The sequence below is a fragment of the Streptomyces sp. NPDC088910 genome (genome assembly GCF_044749865.1).
Taxonomy (GTDB): domain Bacteria; phylum Actinomycetota; class Actinomycetes; order Streptomycetales; family Streptomycetaceae; genus Actinacidiphila.
Map to the genome: position 1 here is coordinate 158,976 of NZ_JBIVIV010000014.1, position 22,068 is coordinate 181,043.

The 22,068-nt window shown below is 67.4% G+C and carries 21 protein-coding genes and 1 pseudogene; 8 read left to right on the top strand and 14 right to left on the bottom strand.

Translation table 11 applies throughout. The annotated features are described in order from the left end of the window. Positions 1 to 34: 34 nt before the first annotated feature. The 6 genes from typA (at position 35) to ACIP4Z_RS28925 (ending at position 8,091) form a co-directional block, all read left to right on the top strand. Complete coding sequence (gene typA / locus ACIP4Z_RS28900; RefSeq protein WP_391161664.1) at positions 35 to 1,900, top strand: translational GTPase TypA; 1,866 nt, start codon at positions 35 to 37, stop codon at positions 1,898 to 1,900. 440 nt (positions 1,901 to 2,340) lie between these two features. Further along, positions 2,341 to 3,984, top strand: a complete 1,644-nt coding sequence (locus ACIP4Z_RS28905; RefSeq protein ID WP_391049267.1) for an ABC transporter substrate-binding protein — start codon at positions 2,341 to 2,343, stop codon at positions 3,982 to 3,984. Positions 3,985 to 4,124: 140 nt separating this feature from the next. Continuing rightward, on the top strand, positions 4,125 to 5,048 hold the full coding sequence (locus ACIP4Z_RS28910) for an ABC transporter permease (RefSeq protein ID WP_188285682.1): 924 nt from the start codon (positions 4,125 to 4,127) through the stop codon (positions 5,046 to 5,048). Beyond that, positions 5,041 to 6,012, top strand: a complete 972-nt coding sequence (locus ACIP4Z_RS28915; RefSeq protein ID WP_391161663.1) for an ABC transporter permease subunit — start codon at positions 5,041 to 5,043, stop codon at positions 6,010 to 6,012. The genes ACIP4Z_RS28910 and ACIP4Z_RS28915 overlap by 8 nt, the downstream gene beginning before the upstream one ends. 11 nt (positions 6,013 to 6,023) lie before the next feature. Further along, the gene (locus tag ACIP4Z_RS28920) at positions 6,024 to 7,052 is read left to right on the top strand and encodes an ABC transporter ATP-binding protein (RefSeq protein WP_355348278.1); all 1,029 of its coding nucleotides are present in this window, start codon (positions 6,024 to 6,026) and stop codon (positions 7,050 to 7,052) included. Beyond that, positions 7,015 to 8,091, top strand: coding sequence for a dipeptide ABC transporter ATP-binding protein (locus ACIP4Z_RS28925; RefSeq protein WP_355348275.1), 1,077 nt, complete (start codon positions 7,015 to 7,017; stop codon positions 8,089 to 8,091). Before ACIP4Z_RS28920 ends, ACIP4Z_RS28925 begins: the two co-directional genes overlap by 38 nt. 70 nt (positions 8,092 to 8,161) lie before the next feature. On the opposite strand, the gene ACIP4Z_RS28930 is transcribed toward ACIP4Z_RS28925, so the two are convergent. The 7 genes from ACIP4Z_RS28930 to ACIP4Z_RS28960 all read right to left on the bottom strand — a co-directional run bounded on the left by ACIP4Z_RS28930 (position 8,162) and on the right by ACIP4Z_RS28960 (position 15,208). Then, on the bottom strand, positions 8,162 to 8,959 hold the full coding sequence (locus tag ACIP4Z_RS28930; RefSeq protein WP_401313022.1) for a DUF5984 family protein: 798 nt from the start codon (positions 8,957 to 8,959) through the stop codon (positions 8,162 to 8,164). A gap of 28 nt (positions 8,960 to 8,987) precedes the next feature. Next, complete coding sequence (locus tag ACIP4Z_RS28935) at positions 8,988 to 9,371, bottom strand: VOC family protein (RefSeq protein WP_391049273.1); 384 nt, start codon at positions 9,369 to 9,371, stop codon at positions 8,988 to 8,990. A gap of 90 nt (positions 9,372 to 9,461) precedes the next feature. Beyond that, positions 9,462 to 10,514 carry a dipeptide ABC transporter ATP-binding protein gene (locus tag ACIP4Z_RS28940; RefSeq protein WP_355348357.1) on the bottom strand — a complete coding sequence of 351 codons (1,053 nt, stop codon included), beginning with the start codon at positions 10,512 to 10,514 and terminating at the stop codon, positions 9,462 to 9,464. 10 nt (positions 10,515 to 10,524) lie between these two features. Beyond that, positions 10,525 to 11,550, bottom strand: a complete 1,026-nt coding sequence (locus tag ACIP4Z_RS28945; protein WP_401313025.1) for an ABC transporter ATP-binding protein — start codon at positions 11,548 to 11,550, stop codon at positions 10,525 to 10,527. A gap of 11 nt (positions 11,551 to 11,561) precedes the next feature. Continuing rightward, complete coding sequence (locus ACIP4Z_RS28950) at positions 11,562 to 12,545, bottom strand: ABC transporter permease (protein WP_355348263.1); 984 nt, start codon at positions 12,543 to 12,545, stop codon at positions 11,562 to 11,564. Further along, entirely contained in the window at positions 12,538 to 13,461 is a 924-nt protein-coding gene (locus ACIP4Z_RS28955; protein ID WP_355348266.1) for an ABC transporter permease, read from the bottom strand. Before ACIP4Z_RS28955 ends, ACIP4Z_RS28950 begins: the two co-directional genes overlap by 8 nt. Positions 13,462 to 13,561: 100 nt before the next feature. Beyond that, a complete protein-coding gene (locus ACIP4Z_RS28960; protein WP_355348269.1) occupies positions 13,562 to 15,208 on the bottom strand; it encodes an ABC transporter substrate-binding protein in 1,647 nt (548 codons plus the stop codon). Between the two features lie 256 nt (positions 15,209 to 15,464). On the opposite strand from ACIP4Z_RS28960, the gene ACIP4Z_RS28965 reads away from it, so the two are divergent. Next, on the top strand, positions 15,465 to 15,845 hold the full coding sequence (locus tag ACIP4Z_RS28965) for a peptidoglycan-binding protein (protein ID WP_401313030.1): 381 nt from the start codon (positions 15,465 to 15,467) through the stop codon (positions 15,843 to 15,845). A 21-nt stretch (positions 15,846 to 15,866) separates the two neighbouring features. On the opposite strand, the pseudogene ACIP4Z_RS28970 reads toward ACIP4Z_RS28965, so the two are convergent. Next, positions 15,867 to 17,109 (bottom strand): annotated as a pseudogene (locus ACIP4Z_RS28970) (IS701 family transposase). 125 nt (positions 17,110 to 17,234) lie between these two features. Here ACIP4Z_RS28970 and ACIP4Z_RS28975 point away from each other — a divergent pair. Continuing rightward, positions 17,235 to 17,639 carry a hypothetical protein gene (locus ACIP4Z_RS28975; RefSeq protein WP_401313033.1) on the top strand — a complete coding sequence of 135 codons (405 nt, stop codon included), beginning with the start codon at positions 17,235 to 17,237 and terminating at the stop codon, positions 17,637 to 17,639. 165 nt (positions 17,640 to 17,804) lie between these two features. On the opposite strand, the gene ACIP4Z_RS28980 is transcribed toward ACIP4Z_RS28975, so the two are convergent. The 6 genes from ACIP4Z_RS28980 to ACIP4Z_RS29005 form a co-directional block, all read right to left on the bottom strand. Continuing rightward, positions 17,805 to 18,464, bottom strand: a complete 660-nt coding sequence (locus ACIP4Z_RS28980; protein ID WP_401313036.1) for a hypothetical protein — start codon at positions 18,462 to 18,464, stop codon at positions 17,805 to 17,807. A 178-nt stretch (positions 18,465 to 18,642) separates the two neighbouring features. After that, positions 18,643 to 19,098, bottom strand: coding sequence for an NUDIX domain-containing protein (locus ACIP4Z_RS28985; protein WP_401313039.1), 456 nt, complete (start codon positions 19,096 to 19,098; stop codon positions 18,643 to 18,645). A gap of 70 nt (positions 19,099 to 19,168) precedes the next feature. Further along, complete coding sequence (locus ACIP4Z_RS28990; protein ID WP_401313042.1) at positions 19,169 to 20,011, bottom strand: helix-turn-helix domain-containing protein; 843 nt, start codon at positions 20,009 to 20,011, stop codon at positions 19,169 to 19,171. Next, a complete protein-coding gene (locus ACIP4Z_RS28995; RefSeq protein ID WP_401313045.1) occupies positions 19,995 to 20,519 on the bottom strand; it encodes a DUF6879 family protein in 525 nt (174 codons plus the stop codon). The genes ACIP4Z_RS28990 and ACIP4Z_RS28995 overlap by 17 nt, the downstream gene beginning before the upstream one ends. Continuing rightward, on the bottom strand, positions 20,503 to 20,709 hold the full coding sequence (locus ACIP4Z_RS29000; protein ID WP_401313048.1) for a hypothetical protein: 207 nt from the start codon (positions 20,707 to 20,709) through the stop codon (positions 20,503 to 20,505). Before ACIP4Z_RS29000 ends, ACIP4Z_RS28995 begins: the two co-directional genes overlap by 17 nt. 217 nt (positions 20,710 to 20,926) lie before the next feature. Next, complete coding sequence (locus ACIP4Z_RS29005; RefSeq protein ID WP_401313051.1) at positions 20,927 to 22,060, bottom strand: ABC transporter ATP-binding protein; 1,134 nt, start codon at positions 22,058 to 22,060, stop codon at positions 20,927 to 20,929. Positions 22,061 to 22,068 lie beyond the last annotated feature (8 nt).

Sequence of the window (22,068 nt, forward strand, 5' to 3'; positions counted from 1 at the left end):
CGTCCATCCACGATTCCGGGAGAAGCGCCGCAGCATGTCCACGCGCCACGATATTCGTAACGTCGCCATCGTCGCCCACGTCGACCACGGCAAGACGACCCTCGTCGACGCGATGCTCAAGCAGGCCGGCGCATTCGCCGCCCACCAGCATCTCGACGATCGGATGATGGACTCCAACGACCTGGAGCGCGAGAAGGGCATCACCATTCTCGCGAAGAACACCGCCGTGAAGTACCACCCCAAGGGCGGTGGCGATGTCATCACGATCAACATCATCGACACCCCGGGCCACGCCGACTTCGGCGGCGAGGTGGAGCGCGGCCTGTCCATGGTCGACGCGGTCGTGCTGCTGGTGGACGCCTCCGAGGGCCCGCTGCCGCAGACCCGTTTCGTGCTCCGCAAGGCGCTGTCGGCGAACCTGCCGGTCATCCTCTGCGTGAACAAGACGGACCGCCCCGACTCCCGGATCGACGAGGTCGTCAACGAGACGTACGACCTGTTCCTGGACCTGGACGCCACCGAGGACCAGATCGAGTTCCCGATCGTCTACGCGTGCGCGCGGGACGGCATCGCCTCGCTGACCAAGCCGGAGAACGGCACGGTTCCGGCCGACAGCGACAGCCTGGAGCCGTTCTTCTCCACGATCCTGTCCACCGTCCCGGCCCCCACGTACACCGAGGGCGCGCCGCTCCAGGCGCACGTCACCAACCTCGACGCGGACAACTTCCTCGGCCGTATCGCCCTGCTCCGGGTGGAGGAGGGCGAGCTGCGCAAGGGCCAGCAGGTCGCGTGGATGAAGCGCGACGGCTCGGTCAGCCAGGTCAAGATCACCGAACTGCTGATGACCGAGGCGCTGACCCGCAAGCCCGCCGAGATGGCGGGCCCCGGCGACATCTGCGCGGTGGCCGGTATTCCGGAGATCACCATCGGCGAGACGCTGGCCGACCTGGAGAACCCGGTCGCGCTGCCGCTCATCACGGTCGACGAGCCCGCGATCTCGATGACCATCGGTACGAACACCTCGCCGCTGGTCGGCAAGGGCGGCAAGGGCCACAAGGTCACCGCCCGCCAGGTCAAGGACCGCCTCGACCGGGAGCTGATCGGCAACGTCTCGCTCCGCGTGCTGCCCACCGAGCGCCCCGACGCCTGGGAGGTCCAGGGCCGCGGCGAGCTGGCGCTGGCCATCCTGGTCGAGCAGATGCGCCGCGAGGGCTTCGAGCTGACCGTCGGTAAGCCGCAGGTGGTCACCAAGGTGATCGACGGCAAGGTCCACGAGCCGGTCGAGCGGATGACGGTGGACTGCCCCGAGGAGTACCTGGGCGCGATCACCCAGCTCATGGCGACCCGCAAGGGCCGCATGGAGACCATGACGAACCACGGCTCCGGCTGGGTCCGCATGGAGTTCGTCGTCCCGGCCCGCGGCCTGATCGGCTTCCGTACGGAATTCCTCACCGACACCCGCGGCACCGGCATCGCGCACAGCATCTTCGAGGGCCACGAGCCGTGGTTCGGCGACCTGCGGACCCGTAACAACGGCTCCCTGGTGGCCGACCGCGCCGGTGTCGTGACGCCGTTCGCCATGATCAACCTCCAGGAGCGCGGCGTGATCTTCGTCGAGGCGACCACGGAGGTCTACGAGGGCATGATCATCGGTGAGAACTCGCGGTCCGATGACATGGACGTGAACATCACCAAGGAGAAGAAGCTCACCAACATGCGCGCCGCGTCCGCGGACAACACCGAGAACGTGGTGCCGCCGCGCAAGCTCTCGCTGGAGCAGTCGCTGGAGTTCTGCCGCGAGGACGAGTGCATCGAGGTGACCCCGGAGACGGTCCGCATCCGCAAGGTCGTCCTGGACCAGAAGGAGCGGGGACGCTCGGCCGCTCGGGCCAAGCGCTGACCGCGCAGCGCCCGTAGGGGCGCGGGGAGCCGCGCGACCAGACTCCGCCGCCGGACGGCGGGGACCGGTCACGCGCTCTCCGCGCCCCTTTTGGGTTTTTCGCACTGTCCGTTATCCGGACGTTCATCTCCGCTCAGCGGCGTAAGAAAGATCACACTGTCCGTTTCGAACCTGTCTGTGTACGTTCCAGATTGTCCGAATTTTGAGCAGGCTCCTCTGCCCATCGTGACCGAAGCGAAACCAGACCCTGTTCCGAGCGACCTCAAACGTGCCCGATAGTGGACGAAGTTGAGCTCGGGTCAATGGGTCACGCGCTGATGGGGAGCGCCGACTCACGAGCACGGAAGGCCAGGCCCTTCTCCTGTCAGGGGTGTCAGGAGTGTCAGCGGCGACCGGCCTTCCTTTCACGTATCGACAGTGACTCCTGAGGAGGCAAACCCATGCGCGGTGCCAAGAGCGCCAAGTGGGTCATAGGCGCGGCAGTCGTCGCCCTCGCGGCAACCGCCTGCGGTTCCGGTGATTCGGACAACAAGGCCGGCGGTTCCAACGACGGCATCGTCAGGGCGTGGTGGGGAGACCCCCAGAACCCCCTGGAGCCGGCGAACACCAACGAGGTCCAGGGCGGCAAGGTCCTGGACATGATCTTCATGAACCTCAAGGAGTACGACCCCAAGACGGGGAAGGCCAACCTTGAGGCCGCTGACTCGATCACCACGACCGACCAGCAGAACTTCACCATCAAGATCAAGCAGGGCCTGAAGTTCTCCGACGGCACCCCGGTGACCGCCAACTCGTTCGTCGACGCCTGGAACTACGGCGCGCTGCTGACGAACAAGCAGCTCAACGCGTACTTCTTCGCGGACATCGACGGCTACGCCGCGGTGCACCCCGACAAGGAGGGCGCCGCCCCGACCGCGAAGACCATGTCGGGTCTGAAGGTCGTGGACGACACCACCTTCACCGTCAAGCTCACCCAGAAGTTCTCCACGTGGCCCGACCGCCTCGGCTACAAGGCGTTCGCGCCGCTGCCGAAGTCGTTCTTCACCGACCACGCCGGCTACCTGAACAAGCCGGTCGGCGACGGCCCGTACATGATCGACTCGTACAGCAAGGGCTCCAGCATGAAGCTGGTCCCGAACCCGAACTACACGGGCCCGAGCAAGCCGAAGAACAAGGGCGTGCTGCTGAAGGTCTACACCGACAGCAACACCGCCTACGCCGACCTCCAGGCGGGCAACCTGGACGTCCTGGACGACGTTCCGGCCGAGCAGCTCAGCCACGTGAAGTCGGACCTCGGCGGCCGCTACCTCAACCAGCCGGCCGGCATCATCCAGACGGTCTCCTTCCCGCTGAACCAGAAGGCGTGGAGCGCCCCCGGCATGGAGAAGGTCCGCCAGGGCCTGTCCATGGCGATCGACCGGAAGACCATCACCGAGAAGATCTTCCAGGGCACCCGCACCCCGGCCACCGACCTCACCTCCCCGGTGCTGGGCGCGGCCGGCGGTTACAGCGACTCCGTCGGCGGCGAGTCGGTCACGTACGACCCGGTCAAGGCGAAGCAGCTCATCCAGGAGGGCGGCGGCATTCCCGGCGGTCACATGACCATCGGGTACAACGCCGACACCGGCTCGCACAAGCAGTGGGTCGACGCGGTCTGCAACAGCATCAACAACGTGGTGGGCAACAACAAGGCGTGCGTCGGCGCCCCCACCGGCACGTTCGCGGACTTCCGCAACCAGATCACCAAGGGTGAGATGACCCAGCCGTTCCGCTCCGGCTGGCAGATGGACTACCCGCTGATCGACAACTTCCTGACGCCGCTGTACGTGACGGGCGCCAGCTCGAACGACTCGCACTACAGCAACCCGCAGTTCGACTCGCTGATCAAGCAGGCGAACTCGGAGCCGGACACCGCCAAGGCGATCGGGTTCTACCAGGACGCCGAGAAGATCCTGATGAAGGACATGCCCGTCATCCCGCTCTGGTACCAGAACGGTGGCGCCGGCTGGTCGTCCCGGGTGTCCAACGTGACGGAGAACGCCTTCAGTGTCCCCGTCTTCACCGACATCACGGTCAACAACTGACCTGATGCGGTAAGCGCGCCCGCCATGGCACCCCGTGGCGGGCGCGCGTTCGGGGGGAACTGACAGCAACCGCTCGCGGTGCGGAGGTCGGCCGGGGTCACAAGCCCCGGCTCACGTCTGCCCCGATCCCTGGAGGACAGATGGGGCGCTACGTCATTCGACGACTGCTCCAGATGGTTCCGGTCTTCATCGGAACCACCTTTTTGATCTTCGTCATGGTCTACGCGCTCGGCGACCCGGTGGCCGCCATGTTCGGCGACCGGGCGCCCGACCCCGCCACGGCGAACCAGATCAGGCACGACCTGTATCTGGACCACTCGCTGCCCGCGCAGTACGGGCACTACATGTGGCAGATCCTCAGCGGCAACTTCGGTACCGCCGCCACCGGGCAGCCGGTCACCGAGCTGATGGGCACGGCCTTCCCGGTCACCATCCGGCTGACCATGGTCGCCTTCGCGATCGAGGCGGTCGTCGGCATCGGGCTCGGCCTGCTGGCCGGGCTGCGGCGCGGACGGTTCGCGGACTCGGGCGTGCTCGCGTTCACGCTGCTCGTCGTGTCCATCCCGACCTTCGTGACCGCCTTCCTGCTCCAGTACTTCGTGGGCGTGAAGTGGGGCCTGGCCAATCCGGCGGTCGCCGAGGGCGCCCCGATCGGTGACCTGATCCTGCCGGGACTCGTCCTGGCCGGTGTCTCGCTCGCCTATGTGGCCCGGCTGACCCGTACCTCGGTCGCGGAGAACTCCCGCGCGGACTACCTGCGCACGGCCGTGGCCAAGGGCCTGCCCAAGCGCCGCGTGGTCACCGTCCACCTGCTGCGCAACTCGCTGATACCCGTGGTGACCTTCCTCGGCACCGACCTCGGCGCGCTCATGGGCGGCGCCATCGTCACCGAGCGGATCTACAACATCCACGGCGTCGGCTACCAGCTCTACCAGGGCATCCTGCGGCAGAATCCGCCGACCGTCGTCGGCTTCGTGACGATCCTGGTGATCGTCTTCCTGGCCGCCAACCTGCTCGTCGACCTGCTTTACGCGGTCCTGGACCCGAGGATTCGCTATGTCTGAGATGTCCGACGCCCGGAGCGCCGCGAATGCGATATCCACAGCGCCCGCCGGGCTGCCCGTGGACGGACCGCGCGGCCCGGTGGAGCCGTCGAAGCCGTCGCGTGACGCGGAGCGCGAGAAGCCGCGCAGCCTGTGGAACGACGCCTGGCACGACCTCAGCCGCAAGCCGATGTTCTACGTGTCCGGGCTGCTGATCCTCTTCCTGGTCGTCATCTCGATCTGGCCCAGCCTGATCGCCGGGGGCAGCCCGCTCTCCTGCGACCTCGCCAAGTCGCAGAACGGGGCGACCTCCGGGCACCCCTTCGGCTTCGACCAGCAGGGCTGCGACGTCTACACCCGCACCGTCTACGGCGCGCGCGCCTCGGTGTCGGTCGGCATCTTCGCGACCCTCGGCGTCACCGTGCTGGGCTCGCTGCTCGGCGGCCTGGCCGGTTACTTCGGCGGCTGGTGGGACTCGATCCTCTCCCGGATCAGCGACATCTTCTTCGGCATCCCGATCCTGCTCGGCGGCATCGTCTTCCTGTCCGTGGTCAAGGGCGGCAGCGTCACCACCGTTTCGCTCTTCATGATCCTGCTGGGCTGGCCGCAGATCGCGCGTATCGCGCGCGGCTCGGTCATCACGGCCAAGCAGCAGGACTACGTGCAGGCGGCGCGGGCACTCGGCGCGGGCAACGCGCGGATGCTGCTGCGGCACATCGCGCCCAACGCGCTCGCCCCGATCATCGTGGTCGCGACGATCGCGCTGGGCACGTACATCTCGCTGGAGGCGACGCTGTCGTTCCTCGGCGTGGGCCTCAAGCCGCCGGCCGTCTCCTGGGGCATCGACATCTCCCAGGCGTCCACCCAGATCCGCAACGCGCCGCACATGCTGCTGTGGCCCGCGGGCGCGCTCAGCGTGACGGTGCTGGCGTTCATCATGCTCGGCGACGCGGTGCGCGACGCCCTCGACCCCAAGCTGCGCTAGGAGGTACGGCGTTGACTGTCATCGATGAGACCGCGAGCGCCCCGGCGCCCGGCGTGCCGACGGCTCCGCTGCTCGAAGTACGGGACCTGCACGTCGAGTTCCACACCCGCGACGGTGTCGCCAAGGCCGTGAACGGCGTCAACTACTCGGTGAACGCCGGGGAGACGCTGGCCGTGCTCGGCGAGTCCGGCTCGGGCAAGTCCGTGACCGCGCAGGCGATCATGGGCATCCTCGACATGCCGCCCGGCCGTATCCCGCAGGGCGAGATCCTGTTCCAGGGCCGCGACATGCTCACGATGTCCGGCGAGGAGCGGCGCAAGCTGCGCGGCCGGAAGATCGCGATGATCTTCCAGGACGCGCTGTCGTCCCTCAACCCGGTGCTGTCGGTGGGCTACCAGCTCGGCGAGATGTTCCGGGTGCACCAGGGCCTGTCCCGCAAGGCCGCCAAGGCCAAGGCGGTCGAGCTGATGGACCGGGTGCGCATCCCGGCGGCGAAGGAGCGGGTGAACGACTACCCGCACCAGTTCTCCGGCGGTATGCGGCAGCGCATCATGATCGCGATGGCGCTCGCCCTCGAACCCGACCTGATCATCGCGGACGAGCCGACGACCGCGCTCGACGTCACCGTCCAGGCGCAGGTGATGGATCTATTGGCCGAACTCCAGCGGGAGTTCAACATGGGCCTGATCCTGATCACCCACGACCTGGGTGTGGTCGCGGACGTGGCCGACAAGATCGCGGTGATGTACGCGGGCCGGATCGTCGAGAGCTCGCCGGTCCACGAGATCTACAAGAACCCGGCGCACCCGTACACCAAGGGCCTGCTCCAGTCGATTCCCCGGCTGGACCAGAAGGGCCAGGAGCTGTACGCGATCAAGGGGCTGCCGCCCAACCTGCTGCGTATCCCGTCGGGCTGCGCCTTCAACCCGCGCTGCCCGATGGCGCAGGACATCTGCCGGACCGAGGTGCCCGTGCTGCACACGATCGGCGACGGGCGCGGCAGTGCCTGCCACTTCTGGAAGGAGACGCTCGGTGAGTGACCTCTCGAACCGGGGTGAACCCATCCTCCAGGTGCGGAACCTGGTGAAGCACTTCCCGCTGACGCAGGGCATCCTGTTCAAGAAGCAGGTCGGCGCGGTCAAGGCGGTCGACGGGATCTCCTTCGACCTCTACCGGGGCGAGACGCTGGGCATCGTCGGCGAGTCCGGCTGCGGCAAGTCCACGGTCGCCAAGCTGCTGATGAACCTCGAACAGGCCACCGCGGGCGAGGTGTTCTACAAGGGCGAGGACATCACCAAGCTGACCGGGCGCGCCCTGAAGGCCGTCCGGCGCAACATCCAGATGGTGTTCCAGGATCCGTACACCTCGCTGAACCCCCGTATGACGGTCGGCGACATCATCGGTGAACCCTTCGACATCCACCCCGAGGTGGCTCCCAAGGGGTCGCGCCGCAAGCGTGTCGAGGACCTGCTGGACGTGGTCGGCCTCAACCCCGAGTACATCAACCGGTATCCGCACCAGTTCTCCGGCGGCCAGCGGCAACGCATCGGCATCGCACGGGGGTTGGCGCTCAACCCGGAGATCATCATCTGCGACGAGCCGGTCTCCGCGCTCGACGTCTCGGTGCAGGCCCAGGTCATCAACCTGATGGAGAAGCTCCAGGACGAGTTCACCCTCTCCTACCTCTTCATCGCGCACGACCTGTCGATCGTCCGGCACATCTCCGACCGCGTCGGCGTGATGTACCTCGGGCGGATGGCGGAGATCGGCACCGACACCGAGATCTACGAGCACCCGACCCACCCCTACACCCAGGCCCTGCTCTCCGCCGTCCCGGTCCCCGACCCGGCCGCCCGCGAGCACCGCGAGCGGATCATCCTCTCCGGCGACGTGCCCTCCCCGGCCAACCCGCCCTCCGGCTGCCGCTTCCGCACCCGCTGCTGGAAGGCCGAGTCCCGCTGCGCCGAGGAGACCCCGCTGCTGGCGATCCCCGCCCGCTTCCAGGGCGGCTCCACCCCGGCCACCCACGAGTCGGCCTGCCACTTCGCCGAAGAAAAGGACGTCGTCGGCGCCGCCTGACAACCCCCCACCCCAGAGGGGCGCCCCCCACCCCGGGGGGCGCCCCTCTCGCGCGCGTCAGGCGTGGCCGTCAGGCGTGGGCGGCTGTGTCGGGGGCCTGGAGGGTGCGCACCCCGGTCCGTACGGCGCTCCAGTCCGTACCCGGCTCGCGGTCCCGTGCGCGCCGCAACCAGGTTGCCCGGTCCCGGTGTTCACGCCGCAGCTGCTCGATGTCCGCTTCGAGGCCGGGCACCGGGCCGGACTCCTCCAGTTCATTGATGCGCTGGTCCATCGCGGACAACAGCGCCCGGTCGAGTTCGGTGACCGCCGCGAGGAACTCGCTCGTCGGTATGGCCACCCGTCCCGACCGCGGGCCGACGAATTCGATCACGCCCTCCGGGTCGGCCTGATGCTCCCAGACGACCGTCACCGTGTCCTCCTCACCGACGACCGTGCGCCAGCAGCGGACGTGCGGGGCGATCCGCAGGTAGTCGGTGTACAGATAGCCCGCGCTGTGCCAGGCCAACGCGGCCTCGGCCTCCGGCGTTTCGCGCCATGTCCAGGCGGGCGAGGTGTCGGCCGCGACGTCCACCAGGTCCGGTGGCACGGGCTCCAGCGCCGCCGACACGAGCGCGATCATGTCCTCCCACAGGCGGACGACGTAGTAGTCCACATACGGGTGCGTTCGCCTGCCGTCACCGTCGTCCCGCAGTGCCCGGACCGTGGAATCGGAGTAGCGCAGCACCTCATGGCCGTCGAGGTCGACGCAGTACCAGCCCTCGGTCAGCCCGAACCAGTGCAGGACGGGCCGCTCGTGGCCCCACGGCGTGACCGACGTCAGGGGCGTCAGCTCGAAACGGAACCGGATCGCCCGGTCGGTGTGGATCACCGCTCCAGTGTCCCAGCGGAAGCGGCGTTCAGGCGTGGGCGGCCTCGCGGTCGGCTTGGCTGCGCAGGACGCAGAATTCGTTGCCCTCGGGGTCGGTGAGGACGGCCCAGCCGGTGCCGTCGGGGTTGCGGCGGTCGGTGAGGAGGGTGGCGCCGAGGGCGAGGAGGCGGTCGACCTCCTCGTCGCGGGTGGTGTCGGGCCGCAGGCACAGGTGGACGCGGTTCTTGACCGTCTTGGGCTCGGGCACCTGGTTGAAGTGGAGCAGGGGGCCGTCCGCGAGGAGCACTTGGACCTCCGGGTCGCCCGGCCGGTCCTCCGGATCCAGCGGACGGCCGGTGACGCCGCTCCAGAAGAGAGCCAGGCTGTAGGCGTCCGCACAGTCGATCGCCACGTTCTGCACTACCGAGACCATGGCCCGAGCCTTCCCGATCCCGGCGCCCGGCGCCACCGCATTCGGCGCCTCCCCTGACGAGGAGGCGTCGTACGCGTGGTCGGCCGGTGCTCAGTCGTTCGGGACGACCTGCTTCTCCTCGGCGAAGTGGCACGCCGAGTCGTGCTCGGCCGGGCCCGCCGTGCCGCGGAAGGCCGGGGGGACCGCCAGCAGCGGCTCCTCCAGGGTGCAGCGCTCCTGGGCCTTCCAGCAGCGGGTGCGGAAGCGGCAGCCGGAGGGCGGGTTGGCCGGGGAGGGCACGTCGCCGGAGAGGATGATCCGCTCGCGGTGCTCGCGGGCGGCCGGGTCCGGGACCGGGACGGCGGAGAGCAGGGCCTGGGTGTACGGGTGCGTGGGGTGCTCGTAGATCGCCTCGTCGCCGCCGATCTCGACGATCTTGCCGAGGTACATCACGCCGACGCGGTCGGAGATGTGCCGGACGATCGACAGGTCGTGCGCGATGAACATGTAGGAGAGGTTGAACTCCTTCTGGAGATTGCCCATCAGGTTGATCACCTGGGCCTGCACCGACACGTCGAGCGCGGAGACCGGCTCGTCGGCCACGATGATCTCGGGGCGCAGCGCCAACCCCCGTGCGATGCCGATGCGTTGCCGCTGGCCGCCGGAGAACTGGTGCGGATACCGGTTGATGTACTCGGGGTTGAGGCCGACGACGTCGAGCAGGTCCTGTACGCGCTTGCGCCGGTCGCCCTTGGGCGCGACCTCGGGGTGGATCTCGTACGGCTCACCGATGATGTCGCCGACGGTCATACGGGGGTTCAGCGAGGTGTACGGGTCCTGGAACACCATCTGGATGTTGCGCCGGACGGCCTTCAGGGCCCGCCCCGACAGCTTGGTGATGTCGTCGCCCTTGTACAGGATGCGTCCGGCGGTGGGCACTTCGAGGTTCATCAGCAGCCGGGCGACGGTCGACTTGCCGCAGCCGGACTCGCCGACGATGCCCAGCGTCTCGCCGGGGAAGAGGTCGAAGGAGACACCGTCGACGGCCTTGACCGCGCCGATCTGCTTCTTGAACAGGATGCCCTGGGTCAGCGGGAAGTGCTTGACCAGGTCGCGTACTTCGAGGATCGGCTCGTGCGCCGCCTTGACCGGGTCCTTGTGCATGACGGGCTGTTCACTCACCGAGCGTCTCCTTCCAGAAGTGGCAGGCGCTCGCCCGGTCGGGGCTCACCTTCGCCAGCGGGGGCACATCGGTGCGGCAGATGTCCTGGGCCATCGGGCAGCGCGGGTTGAAGGCGCAACCGGGCGGAATGTGCAGCAGGTTGGGCGGCAGCCCCTTGATCGCGTACAGCTCCTGGCCCTTCTGGTCCAGCCGCGGAATCGACTGCAACAGGCCCTTGGTGTACGGGTGCGCCGGGTTCTTGTAGATCTCGTGGACCGGCGAGGTCTCCACGATCCGGCCCGCGTACATCACCGCGATCTTGTCGGCCACGTCCGCGACCACACCCAGGTCGTGGGTGATGAGGATCAGGCCCATGTTGAACTCCCGCTGGAGCTCGGCCAGCAGGTCCATCACCTGCGCCTGCACCGTCACGTCGAGCGCGGTCGTCGGCTCGTCCGCGATGATCAGCGCGGGTTCCAGGGCCATCGCCATGGCGATCATCACGCGCTGCCGCATACCGCCGGAGAACTGGTGCGGGTACTGCTTGACGCGTTCGGCGGCGGCGGGGATGCGGACCCGTTCCATCAGCTCGACGGCCTTGATCCGCGAGTCCTTCTTCGACATGCCCTGGTGGGTGGTGAACATCTCGCCGAGCTGTTCCCCCACGGTGAGCACGGGGTTGAGGGACGACAGCGCGTCCTGGAAGACCATCGCCATCTTCGCGCCGCGGACCTTGCGCCGCTCCTCGCCGACCATCGTCAGCAGGTTCTTGCCCTGGAAGACGATCTCGCCCTTGGTGATGAAGCCGGGCGGCGAGTCGAGGATGCCCATGATGGCCTGCGCGGTCACGGACTTGCCGGAGCCGGACTCGCCGAGCACGGCCAGCGTCTCGCCCTCGGCCACCGAGTACGTGACGCCGTTGACCGCCTTCGCGACCCCGTCCCTGGTACGGAATTCGACGTGCAGATCGTGGACGTCCAGCAGGTTGCCGCTGGGCGGGGCGCTGGTGTGTTCTGCGGCCAGGTACTCGGTGCTCATGTACGGGCTCCTCAGCGCAGCTTGGGGTCGAGGGCGTCGCGCACCGCGTCGCCGAGCATGATGAAGGCCAGCACGGTGATGCTCAGCGCGCCCGCGGGCCACAGCAGCATGTGCGGCGCGTTGCGGATCTGCGAGGACGCGTCGGAGATGTCGATGCCCCAGGAGACGGTGGGCGGTTTGAGGCCCACGCCGAGGTAGGACAAGGTCGCCTCCAGCGCGATGTACGTACCCAGCGCGATGGTGCCGACGACGATGACCGGCGCGACGGCGTTGGGCGTGATGTGCCGCAGCAGGATGCGGGAGTTGCCCGCGCCCAGCGCCCGCGCGGCCTGCACGTAGTCGTTCTCCCGCGAGGTGATCACCGAGCCGCGGGCGATACGGGCGATCTGCGGCCAGCCGAGCAGCACCATGAAGCCGATGACCGGCCAGACGGTGCTGTTGGTGACCACGGACAGGAAGACCAGGCCGCCGAGGATGACCGGGATGCCGAAGAAGATGTCGCTGATCCGGGAGAGGACCGCGTCCCACCAGCCGCCGAAGAACCCGGCGAGGCCGCCGAGGACGCTGCCGAGGAGGACCACGCCCAGGGTCGCGCAGACGCCGACGGTGACCGAGGCGCGGGCGCCGTAGACCACGCGCGTGTAGACGTCGCGGCCCTGCTGGTCGTAGCCGAAGGGGTGGCCGGGGCTCGCGCCCTGCTGGGCCTTGGACAGGTCGGCCTTCAGCGGGTCCTGGGTGGCGATCAGTCCGGGCCAGATCGAGATGATCACCAGGAAGAGGATGATCAGCGCGGCGATGATGAAGATGGGGTTGCGCCGCAGGTCGCGCCAGGCGTCCGACCACAGGCTGCGCGGCTTCTCCGCGGGGTCGCCGCCGTCGGGCCCCGGCCCCTTCTCCAGTGACCCGGCCTCCTCCGCCGCCAGGTCGAAGCCGCCGCCACCGCCCGCGGCCGAGACGGACTGGCCGGGGTCGAGCGGGTTGCTCTGTTCAGGCATAACGAATCCTCGGGTCCAGGACCGCGTACAGCAGGTCGACTAGCAGATTCGCCAGCAGGAAGACCAGCACCAGGATCGTGACGAAGCCGACCACCGTCGGCGAGTTGTTGCGCAGGATGCCCTGGTAGAGCTGGAAGCCGACGCCGTGGATGTTGAAGATGCGCTCGGTGACGATCGCGCCGCCCATCAGGCCGCCGATGTCGGTGCCGATGAAGGTGACCACCGGGATCAGCGAGTTGCGCAGCAGGTGCCGGAAGATCACCTTGCGGCGTGGCAGGCCCTTGGCGACGGCGGTGCGCAGATAGTCGGCGCGGGTGTTCTCGGCGATCGAGGTACGGGTCAGCCGGGTGACGTACGCGAGCGAGACCAGGGCGAGGACCAGGCCCGGCAGGATCAGTTCGTTGAACGGGGCGCTGGGCGAGACCGAGGGGCTGACCCAGCCGAGCTTCACGCCGAACAGGTACTGGAGCACGTAGCCGGTCACGAACGTGGGCACCGAGATGACGACCAGGGTCATCAGCAGCACCCCGGTGTCGATCGGCTTGCCGCGCCGCATGCCGGTGATCACGCCGAGCAGGATGCCGATGATGATCTCGAAGATGATGGCGACGATGGTGAGCCGGATGGTGACCGGGAAGGCGCTGCCCATCAGGGAGGTGACGGACTGCCCGTTGAAGGCGGTGCCGAAGTCGCCGCGGAAGATGTTCCCCATGTAGAGCAGGTACTGCTTCCACAGCGGGTCGTTCAGGTGCAGGTCCGAGCGGATCTGGGCAGCGGTGGCGGGGTCCGGTGCGCGGTCGCCGAAGAGCGCGGCGACGGGGTCGCCGAGCGCGTAGACCATGAGGAAGATCAGGAATGTGCTGCCGATGAACACCGGGATCATCTGGAGCAGCCGCCGGATCACATAGCGTCCCATGCGGTGCCTTCCGAAGGGCCTTCCGAGCAGTGACGGGGAGGGGCGGGAAGCGGAGCGGCCGGAGGCCGCACCGGGTTACCGGTGCGGCCTCCGGCGGACGTCACTTGACCTTGATCTCGTTGTAGACCGGGACGCTGAACGGGTTCAGCTCGACGTTGGTGATCTTGTCGGAGTACCCGGCGCTGCCGTTCTGGTACCACAGCGGGATCGCGGGCATGTCCTTGACGAGCTGGCGCTCGGCGTCCTGGAAGAGGCCGACGGCCTTGGCGGTGTCGGTCTCGGCGTTGGCCTGGTTGACCAGCTTGTCGAAATTGGCGTTGCTGTAGTGCGAGTCGTTGGACGACGCGTTGGTGTAGTACAGCGGCTGGAGGAAGTTCTGGATCAGCGGGTAGTCCATCTGCCAGCCGGACCGGAACGGGTTGTCCATCTGCTTGTTGACGATCTTGTTGCGGAAGTCGGCGAAGGTGCCGGTGGGGCTGCCGACGCACGCCTTGTTGTTGCCCAGCACGTTGTTGATGCTGTTGCAGACCGCGTCGACCCACTCCTTGTGGGAGCCGGTGTCCGCGTTGTAGCCGATGGTGATGCTGCCGCCCGGCAGGCCGCCGCCCTCCTGGATGAGCTGCTTGGCCTTGGCCGCGTCGTACGTGCACTCGGCGCCGCACAGGCCGGCCTTGTAGCCGCCGGACGCGCCCAGCACCGGGGAGGTCCAGTCGGTGGCCGGGGTGCGGGTGTTCTGGAAGATCTGCTGGGTGATCTGCTGGCGGTTGATCGCCATCGACAGGCCCTGCCGGACCTTCGCGGAGTTCGCGGACGACCAGCGCGAGTTGTACAGCGGGAAGGCGAGGGTCTGGATGATGCCGGCGGGCTGGTTGATGTACCGGTCGCCGAGGTCGCTCTTGACGTTCTTGAGCTGCGAGGCCGGGATGTCGTCGACCAGGTCCAGGTTGCCCGCCTGGAGGTCGGTGTAGGCGGTGTTGTTGTCGGTGTAGACCCGCAGGTCGACGCCGCCGTTCTGGGCCGGGTCCGGGCCCTTGTAGCCGTCCCACTTGCGCAGGCTCATCTGCGAGCCCTTGCTGTACGACTGGATGGTGTACGGGCCGTCGCCGATCGGCTTCTTCAGCCAGGCGGCGTGGTCGTCGAAGAACGCCTTCGGCAGCGGGTAGTACGCCGAGTACCCGAGGGTGTCGGGGAAGGTGGAGAACTTCTGGTTGAGCTTCACCTTGAACTCGGTGTCGCTGACCTTGGTCAGACCGGAGAGCGTGGTCGCGGAGGACTTGGCGCCCGCGGTGTCCGGGTGGACCTTGTCGTACCCGTCGATGTACTGGAAGAAGTACGCGTTGATCTGGGCGTTCTTCAGCAGCGCGCCGTAGTTCCAGGCGTTGATGAAGGAGTCGGAGGTGACCTTCTCGCCGTTGCTGAAGGTCCAGTCCGACTTGATCTTGATGTCGAAGGTCTGCGAGTCGGTGGTGGTGATCGAGTCGGCGATCATGTCGGTCGCCTTGCCGGTCTTCGGGTCGTACTTCTTCAGGCCGCGGAAGACCATGTCGAGCACCTTGCCGCCCTGCACCTCATTGGTGTTGGCGGGCTCCAGCGGGTTCTGCGGGTCGCCCCAGGAAGCGCGCACGACGCCGGAGCCGCTGCCGCCGCCGCCCCCACCGCTGTTGTTGCTGCTGCTGCCGCAGGCGGCGGCTGCCAGGGCGACGGCCGTCGCACAGACGGCCCACTTCAAGCGCGTGGCTCCGCGCATCGCGTGCCTCCTCATGGATCACAAATGACACTTAGTCACCCATGACACCGCAATAGAGCCAAAGTCGCACTTCTACTACTCCGTGTCGGCATGTCCAATGCGTTGGCCATTGCGCTACGTCCTGTCAGAAAGCCGTGTCACGGCCCGCATGAAGTGACCTGTCCGCGTCAAAAATGGAGGCGGCCGCGCCCGCTCGCCCGTCCGGTCCCGTGCCCCACGAAGCCGTCCGGTCCGTGCCCCACGAAGGAGCTCTCCCGTGAACGACGCGCGCCCCACCCGCGCCGCCCCGTCCCGCCCGCTCGACCGCCGCACGCTGCTGCGCTACGGCACCGGCGCGCTGGCGGGCGCCGGCCCCGCCCCGGCCGCCGCCGCGTACGGCTGGCCCGCCTCACTCCAGCAGGGGTCGAGCGGCGCCGCGGTCACCGAACTCCAGATCCGTATCGCGGGCTGGGCCGCCGACGCCGCCTCCCACACCGACGTCGGGGTGGACGGCTCCTTCGGCCCCGGTACGTACGCGGCCCTGCGCCGCTACCAGGCCGCGTACGGCCTCGGCGTCGACGGCGTCGCGGGTCCGCAGACCTTCGCCTCCCTCAACGCCCTCAAGGCGTCCGACGGTTCGATGAGCGGCACCGTCTAGTACTCCAGCGGTAGATCGTGATCATGCTGGGGCTGCGGCTTGTCGTTGGTAGTGGCTTGCTTGGGATCGTGCCTGGTGGCGGCGTCGCCAGTGGGACCAGCGGAGCCTGTGGGGCGGAGTCGTGGACGTGTCGGGCCACGAGGGCGATGAACAGGTGCGCGATCTCGTTGCAGGTGAGCTGGGGTCAGTGTGTCCGGGGCGGGACCGCGTGCGTGTTCCTCGGCACGGACAACGGCGAGGAAGGCGTGGGCGAGCATCGCGAGGGTGACCCAACGGGACCAGGACGCGTAGCGGCGGACCTGGTGCTCGTCCAGTCCGGCCAGCCCCTTTCCGGACTGGAATGTCTCCTCGACCCGCCACCGTGATCCCGCGACCCGAACGAGTTTCGCCAGGGGCACCGGCTTGGGCGAGTAGCAGCGGTAGTAGGCGAGTTCGCCAGTGGTGCGGTTGCGGCGGATCAGCAGGTGGCGGCGCCCGGGAGCGCCGCTAGCAGGTCGATGTGGGCCCAGTCGTAGAAGCGTTGCCCTTTGGCGCCGATTCCGGCGGACAGCTTCTGCCAGGCTCGCTTGGGGAGCTTCTTGGCCAGGGTGTCCGCGCGGAGCTTCCCGGCCCTGGTGGTGACCTCGTGAGTGCGGGCCACCGCCAGTACGTATCCGATGCCGCCGTGTTGCTCCAGGGCGGTTCGCAGTTTCGGGTTGCCGCCATAGACCTCGTCGCCGGCGACCCAGGGGGCGTGGTGGCCGGAGTCCAAAAACCGGGCGATCATGCGGGCTGCCAGTTCGGGCTTGGTCGCGAACGCGGTGTCCGGGTCGAGCCCGGCGGCATGGCAGCGGTCGGGCTGGTCGGTCCACGAACGCGGGACGTAGAGCTCCCGGTCCACCGCGGCATGTCCGTGCTTTCCCGAGTAGATCAGGTAGACGGCGACTTGGGAGTTCTCGATCCGGCCGGCGGTGCCGGTGTACTGGCGCTGGACGCCGACGGTGTGGCTGCCCTTCTTCACGTCACCGGTCTCATCGACCACCAGGACCGCCTGGTCGTCGTGGAGATGCTCGACCACGTAGTCGCGCAGGTCGTCGCGGACTGCGTCGGCGTCCCATTTCGCGCGGTTCAGCAGGTGCTGCATGGCGTCGGGGGTCGGGTCCCCGGCCCACTCGGCGATAGTCCAGCAGTTCTTGCGCGGCAGGTCCGCGAGCAGGCCGAGCACGAGCGACCGTATGCGGCGGCGGGGTTCGACCCGCGTGAACCGGCCCGCGATCCGCCCCATCAAGGCGTCGAATGATGCCTGTCAGCGGGCAGGGTCTACGCTGTGACCGGCGGCCACCGCATGATCGTTTGTCTCCAGACACCGATGATCAACGGCAGCCGCTTCCATCGTGGAAGACGGGGAGCATGGTGCAGGTCGCCGGGATCGACATCTACGTGAACCATCCCGTGCTGCACCTGGGGGCGACCGAGTGGGTTCCGGTCTCGCTCGCCCTGGGGGCCGCCCCTGCAGCCAGCTGCGAGACGCACGTGGCGGTGCGGGTCCGCGCCCAGAGGGGACTCATCAAAGTACGTCTCTTCACGCCGCCGCAGGAGCCGGGGAGCGAAGGGCCCGACGAGGCATTCACCACGGTCTTCGACGGCTCGCTCCTGCTGCCCGACGGCCGCGTAGCCGTCGGCGACATCGAGCAACTGACTCGCTTGGTCCACCGGATCGGCGACCGCGGAGAGTTCAACGTGCGCGTCGCAGTCGACTCGCCCGGGCTGAACGCCACGGCCATCGATGTCACGATCACCGAGCCGAGCGGCTGATCCTGGGAGATCAGCCAACCCAGTACACGCAGGCCAGGCGGCAGCAGGTCACTCCCAGCGACAAGATCACGATCTACCGCTGGAGTACTAGCCTGCGGACCCGGCGCCTCCTCGTCCTGGGAGGCGCCGAATACGGTGGCTCATGCACGACGGGATCGAGACCCCCTACGCCGACGGGTCCGGTTCGAAGTAGCCGGGCGCGCGGAACAGGCCCGTGAAGGTTCCGGGACCGTGGCGCTCGTCGAGCCACGTCATCAGCTCTGTCACATCGCCGGTGACGATGGCCGCAAGGAGACGAGCGTGAAGCTCGTCTCCTTCTCCGAGGCCGAACTCCGCGAGGAAGCGGATGTATCGGCGGGTGACAGTCCTGTCGTAATCGCTGAGGGCTACCGCGTATCGAGTCTGTTCCTCACTCGCGTGCACCTCGACCGCGCGCCCGGTGTCTTCCTCGGACAGCGTTCCCGTCACGTCGCGGAACACGAGTGCGTCGAGGATGTCGAAGGGCTCCGCCACACCGAACCGCTCTGCTGTCTGTCGGGTGATGGAACGCGCCTCCTTGTCGCAGGCGCCTTCCATGACGATTCCGAGGTTCCGTGTGTTGCGGCTTCCGTGCCGGTCGACCACCGAGTAGGGCTGTCCGGTCGCTCGGCGGTAGTTGATGCCGTACTGAGTCCGGACGGGCCTGCCCGCTACCTCCACGTACCGGCGACGAGATCCGTAGTGAAGGCAGTCATGCGTGTACGCGCGCAGTAGGTCGAGCAGAGCCAGCGGGGAGCGTTCGGTGTCCCGGCATTCCATGGGACCGTACATGGTGATGACGGCCATCATCTGGAGGTGTCGATACCCCTGGTCGGGGTGGTGAAATCCGCCGAAAGCCCTGGCGCGCGCGTGCGGAACACGTGGGCGGGGTGCCCGCTCGTCAGCGGGGAAGCGTCGGCGCGCATGGCTACCAGAACGGCCATGGCCTCTTCGCCGGTGACGGACTCGTTCGGAGCGAGTTTCGTCAAGGCGCCGAGCCGGCCTTGACGAGGCGGACGTGGGACTCCTGCATCCCTTCCGGGAGTGCGTCCGGGCTGAACCATTTCGCCTCCAGAATCTCGAAGCTGTCGAGCTTGACAACTCCGCCCACGTGAAGTGCCTCGTAGGCGATTTCCACGCGGAGCTTGTAGCCGCTGGTTACCTGGACCAGTCGGCCTGGGACGACCTCGAGACCGGTTTCTTCCCTGACCTCTCGGACGACGGTCTTCTGGAATTCCTCGCTCTTGATCGCGTAGCCGGTAGGCAGCCCCCACGGTCGATCAGCGGGCCACATGCGGTGCTTGAGGAGCAGGACTTCCCCCGCCTCATTGCGCACCACGCCTGTCACGCCGACCATGAATTTGGCGTGCGCGAACCACAGGACACGCCATTGCAGAGGGCCGCGAATGAGCTTCCACATTCGAGCGATGATCTGCTTCATGTGCACCCTTCCTGGAGGACAGAGTATTCCGCAAGGACCGGCAGGACTGTCTCTTTATGCGCGTCAATGACTAAAGATCACTGCGGCAGGATTCAGCCCACTCCGCCAGCCGTCCGCGCGCGTCCCCGTCGAACAGAGCCTTCTCTTCATACCTTGTGAATCTGCTGATGAGATCTTGAACATCGCGTGCGTCTCGGAAAACTATCGCTCCGAGGTCCAATTCGGCTGTAGCCACCGATTCATCGTAAACGGTAAACGTGTTGAGCGCGCCGGGGCCCAGGTAGGTCCCCATAGGGATGACGCCGATTCGGATGTTCGGCTGTCTGCTGAGGGAAACAAGGTGGTCGATCTGCATGGCCAGCTCATCACGAGGAATCAGCGGATACAGCACGGCGGGCTCACACATGAGGAAAGTGAAATTCTTCGACTGGTCGAACAGTACGCGCTGCCGCTCCAGCTTGAGAGCCACAGCCTTTGACCGCTGTTCCGACGGCGCATCTCTGAGACTTGCTCGCACGTACGCGGGTGTTGCCAACAGGCCGGTAATCATGGACAGCAGGAAGTAGCGGAATGTAGCAGACGACGTTTCCAGTCCCGCTAGTTGCACCTGCTTCTTGTCCAAACCCTTGCGGCGCAGAGTCCTGCTGTCATGCCACTCGGTCTGCGCGATCCGCGCGAGCGCCATCACTTCGGCCGCTACAGCAGCGCTGGCTCCCAGGGCACGGAGGATCTGTTCCACGTCCAGCAACGAGGGGCGAGACTTGTTTCCTTCAATCCTGCTGACCTTCGACTGAGACATGTTGCAGCGCGCGGCGAGCCGGACTCCTGAGAGTCCGGCTCGCACACGCAACTCTCTGAGCTTGGCCGCTAGTTCGCGGCCCGACCGGTCCAGCTGGTCAGGGTCGATGGCCACCGTCGACGTACTCCCTGAACGGCACCGACTCCGCGACCGCGACGCGCTGGTACTCGACGAACGAGGCCGGGTCGCCCTCGTACAGTTCGCGACTGATCTGCGTTCCGTCCTGTGCGTAGTTCATGAGCACGACGGTGGCCCCGTCCAGAATCCAGAAGTCGGACACCCCGTGCAGCGGGTTGGGGCGATCCGTCACATCGAGGATTCGGATGTCGTCCCCGGCCCGCGCATGCACGTCGTAGTACATGAACTCAAACCGGAGATAGTCGGTCAACGGCCGCGCGACGATATGCACACGCCCCTTGCGCTTGCCCTCCGCGACGAGTTCGCGCACCCCGTCCGTATAGGCGGAGGAGTAGGTATCGGGGTCAATACGCTGTCCGGCGAGGAAGTCCCGAATATCTCCGTCCTCGCCGGGCGACCGGTAGACGGACAGCGTTTCCAGCCGCCAGGCCTCGCGTCGGATGCCCCGCATCAGGTCCTTCCAAGCGTCACCATCCAAGAGCACGTACGGCCTCCCTCAGAACGGTCTCAGGGATCTCGACCAGCCCCTCCCCGGCAGCAGGCTGGAAGGCGTCGGACACGTCGCCCTGAACGACGATGGAACCGTCAGCGGTCCGGTACACGTTCGGACAGTCGTCGTTGTTGCAGTTGCCGTTCCCGTTGCCGGTGAGCCGCTGTAAGGCATCGCGCGCCATACTGATCCCCTTTGTCGATGGGCCTTGTCGGGGCCGACATCCCATGACGTTACGGGGACGGACGAGGAGGCGTCCACGCGCGAAGGCTGCTATGCGCGATGTTGCATAAACCGGGAGCGTGTGACGGGTGCCGGCAACGCGAGACGGTCCGTACCCGGGTGGTGCTGGGGTGTCCGGGTACGGACCGTTTCCGAGCGGAGGCTGAACTGAGCCCGGGTCAAAGGGTCTTGTCAGCCGCCTCCTCGATCGCGGCCAGCGCGGGGTCGAGGACGATGTCCTCGTCCCGCGCCGCGATCGTCGGCTCTTCGGGGAAGTGACAGGCCGTCAGGTGCCCGTCCGTGTTCCCGTCGATCTGGACCAGCGGCGGTTCGTCCGTCGCGCACTTGTCCTGCGCCTTCCAGCACCGGGTGCGGAAGCGGCAGCCGGACGGCGGGTTGATCGGCGACGGCACGTCACCGGCCAGCCGAATCCGCTCGCGGTCGTCCGCGTGGTCCACGTCCACCTCGGGCACCGCGGACAGCAGCGCGTGGGTGTACGGGTGGCGCGGGCGCAGGTAGATCGAGTCGCGGTCGCCGACCTCCACGACCTTGCCCAGGTACATCACCGCGACGCGCTGCGAGAAGTGCCGCACGATCGCCAGGTCGTGCGCGATGAACAGGAACGCGATGCCCATCTCCTCCTGCACCTTCTGCAGGAGGTTGACGACCTGGGCCTGGATCGACACGTCGAGCGCCGACACCGGCTCGTCCGCCACGATCAGCTTCGGCTTGAGGGCCAGCGCCCGTGCCACGCCGATGCGCTGCCGCTGACCGCCGGAGAACTCGTGCGGGAAGCGGTTGTAGTGCTCCGGGTTGAGACCGACGGTCTCCAGCAGCTCGCGCACGTGCTTCTCGCGCCCGCCGGGCGGGTTGATCCCGTTGATCTCCATCGGGCCGCCGATGATGGTGCCGACCGTCTGGCGCGGGTTCAGCGACGAGTAGGGGTCCTGGAAGATCATCTGGATCTCGGACCTGATCGGCGCCAGTTCCTTGCGCGAGGAGTGCGCGATCTCCTGGCCCCGGTACAGCACGCTGCCCGCGGTCGGCTCCAGCAGCCGGGTGATCAGCCGGCCGGTCGTCGACTTGCCGCAGCCCGACTCGCCCACCAGACCGAAGCTCTCGCCGGCGTGGACCTCCAGGTCCACCCCGTCCACGGCCCTGACGGCGCCCACTTGGCGCCTGAACGGAAAGCCGCCGTAGATCGGGAAGTGCTTGGTGAGGTCCTTGACCTCCAGCAGCTTCTCGCCGACGGGCCTTTTGTCGCGCTGTTCCGGGACCGTTTCGGTCACGGTAGCGCTGGTGTCGTTGCTCATGGTGGTAT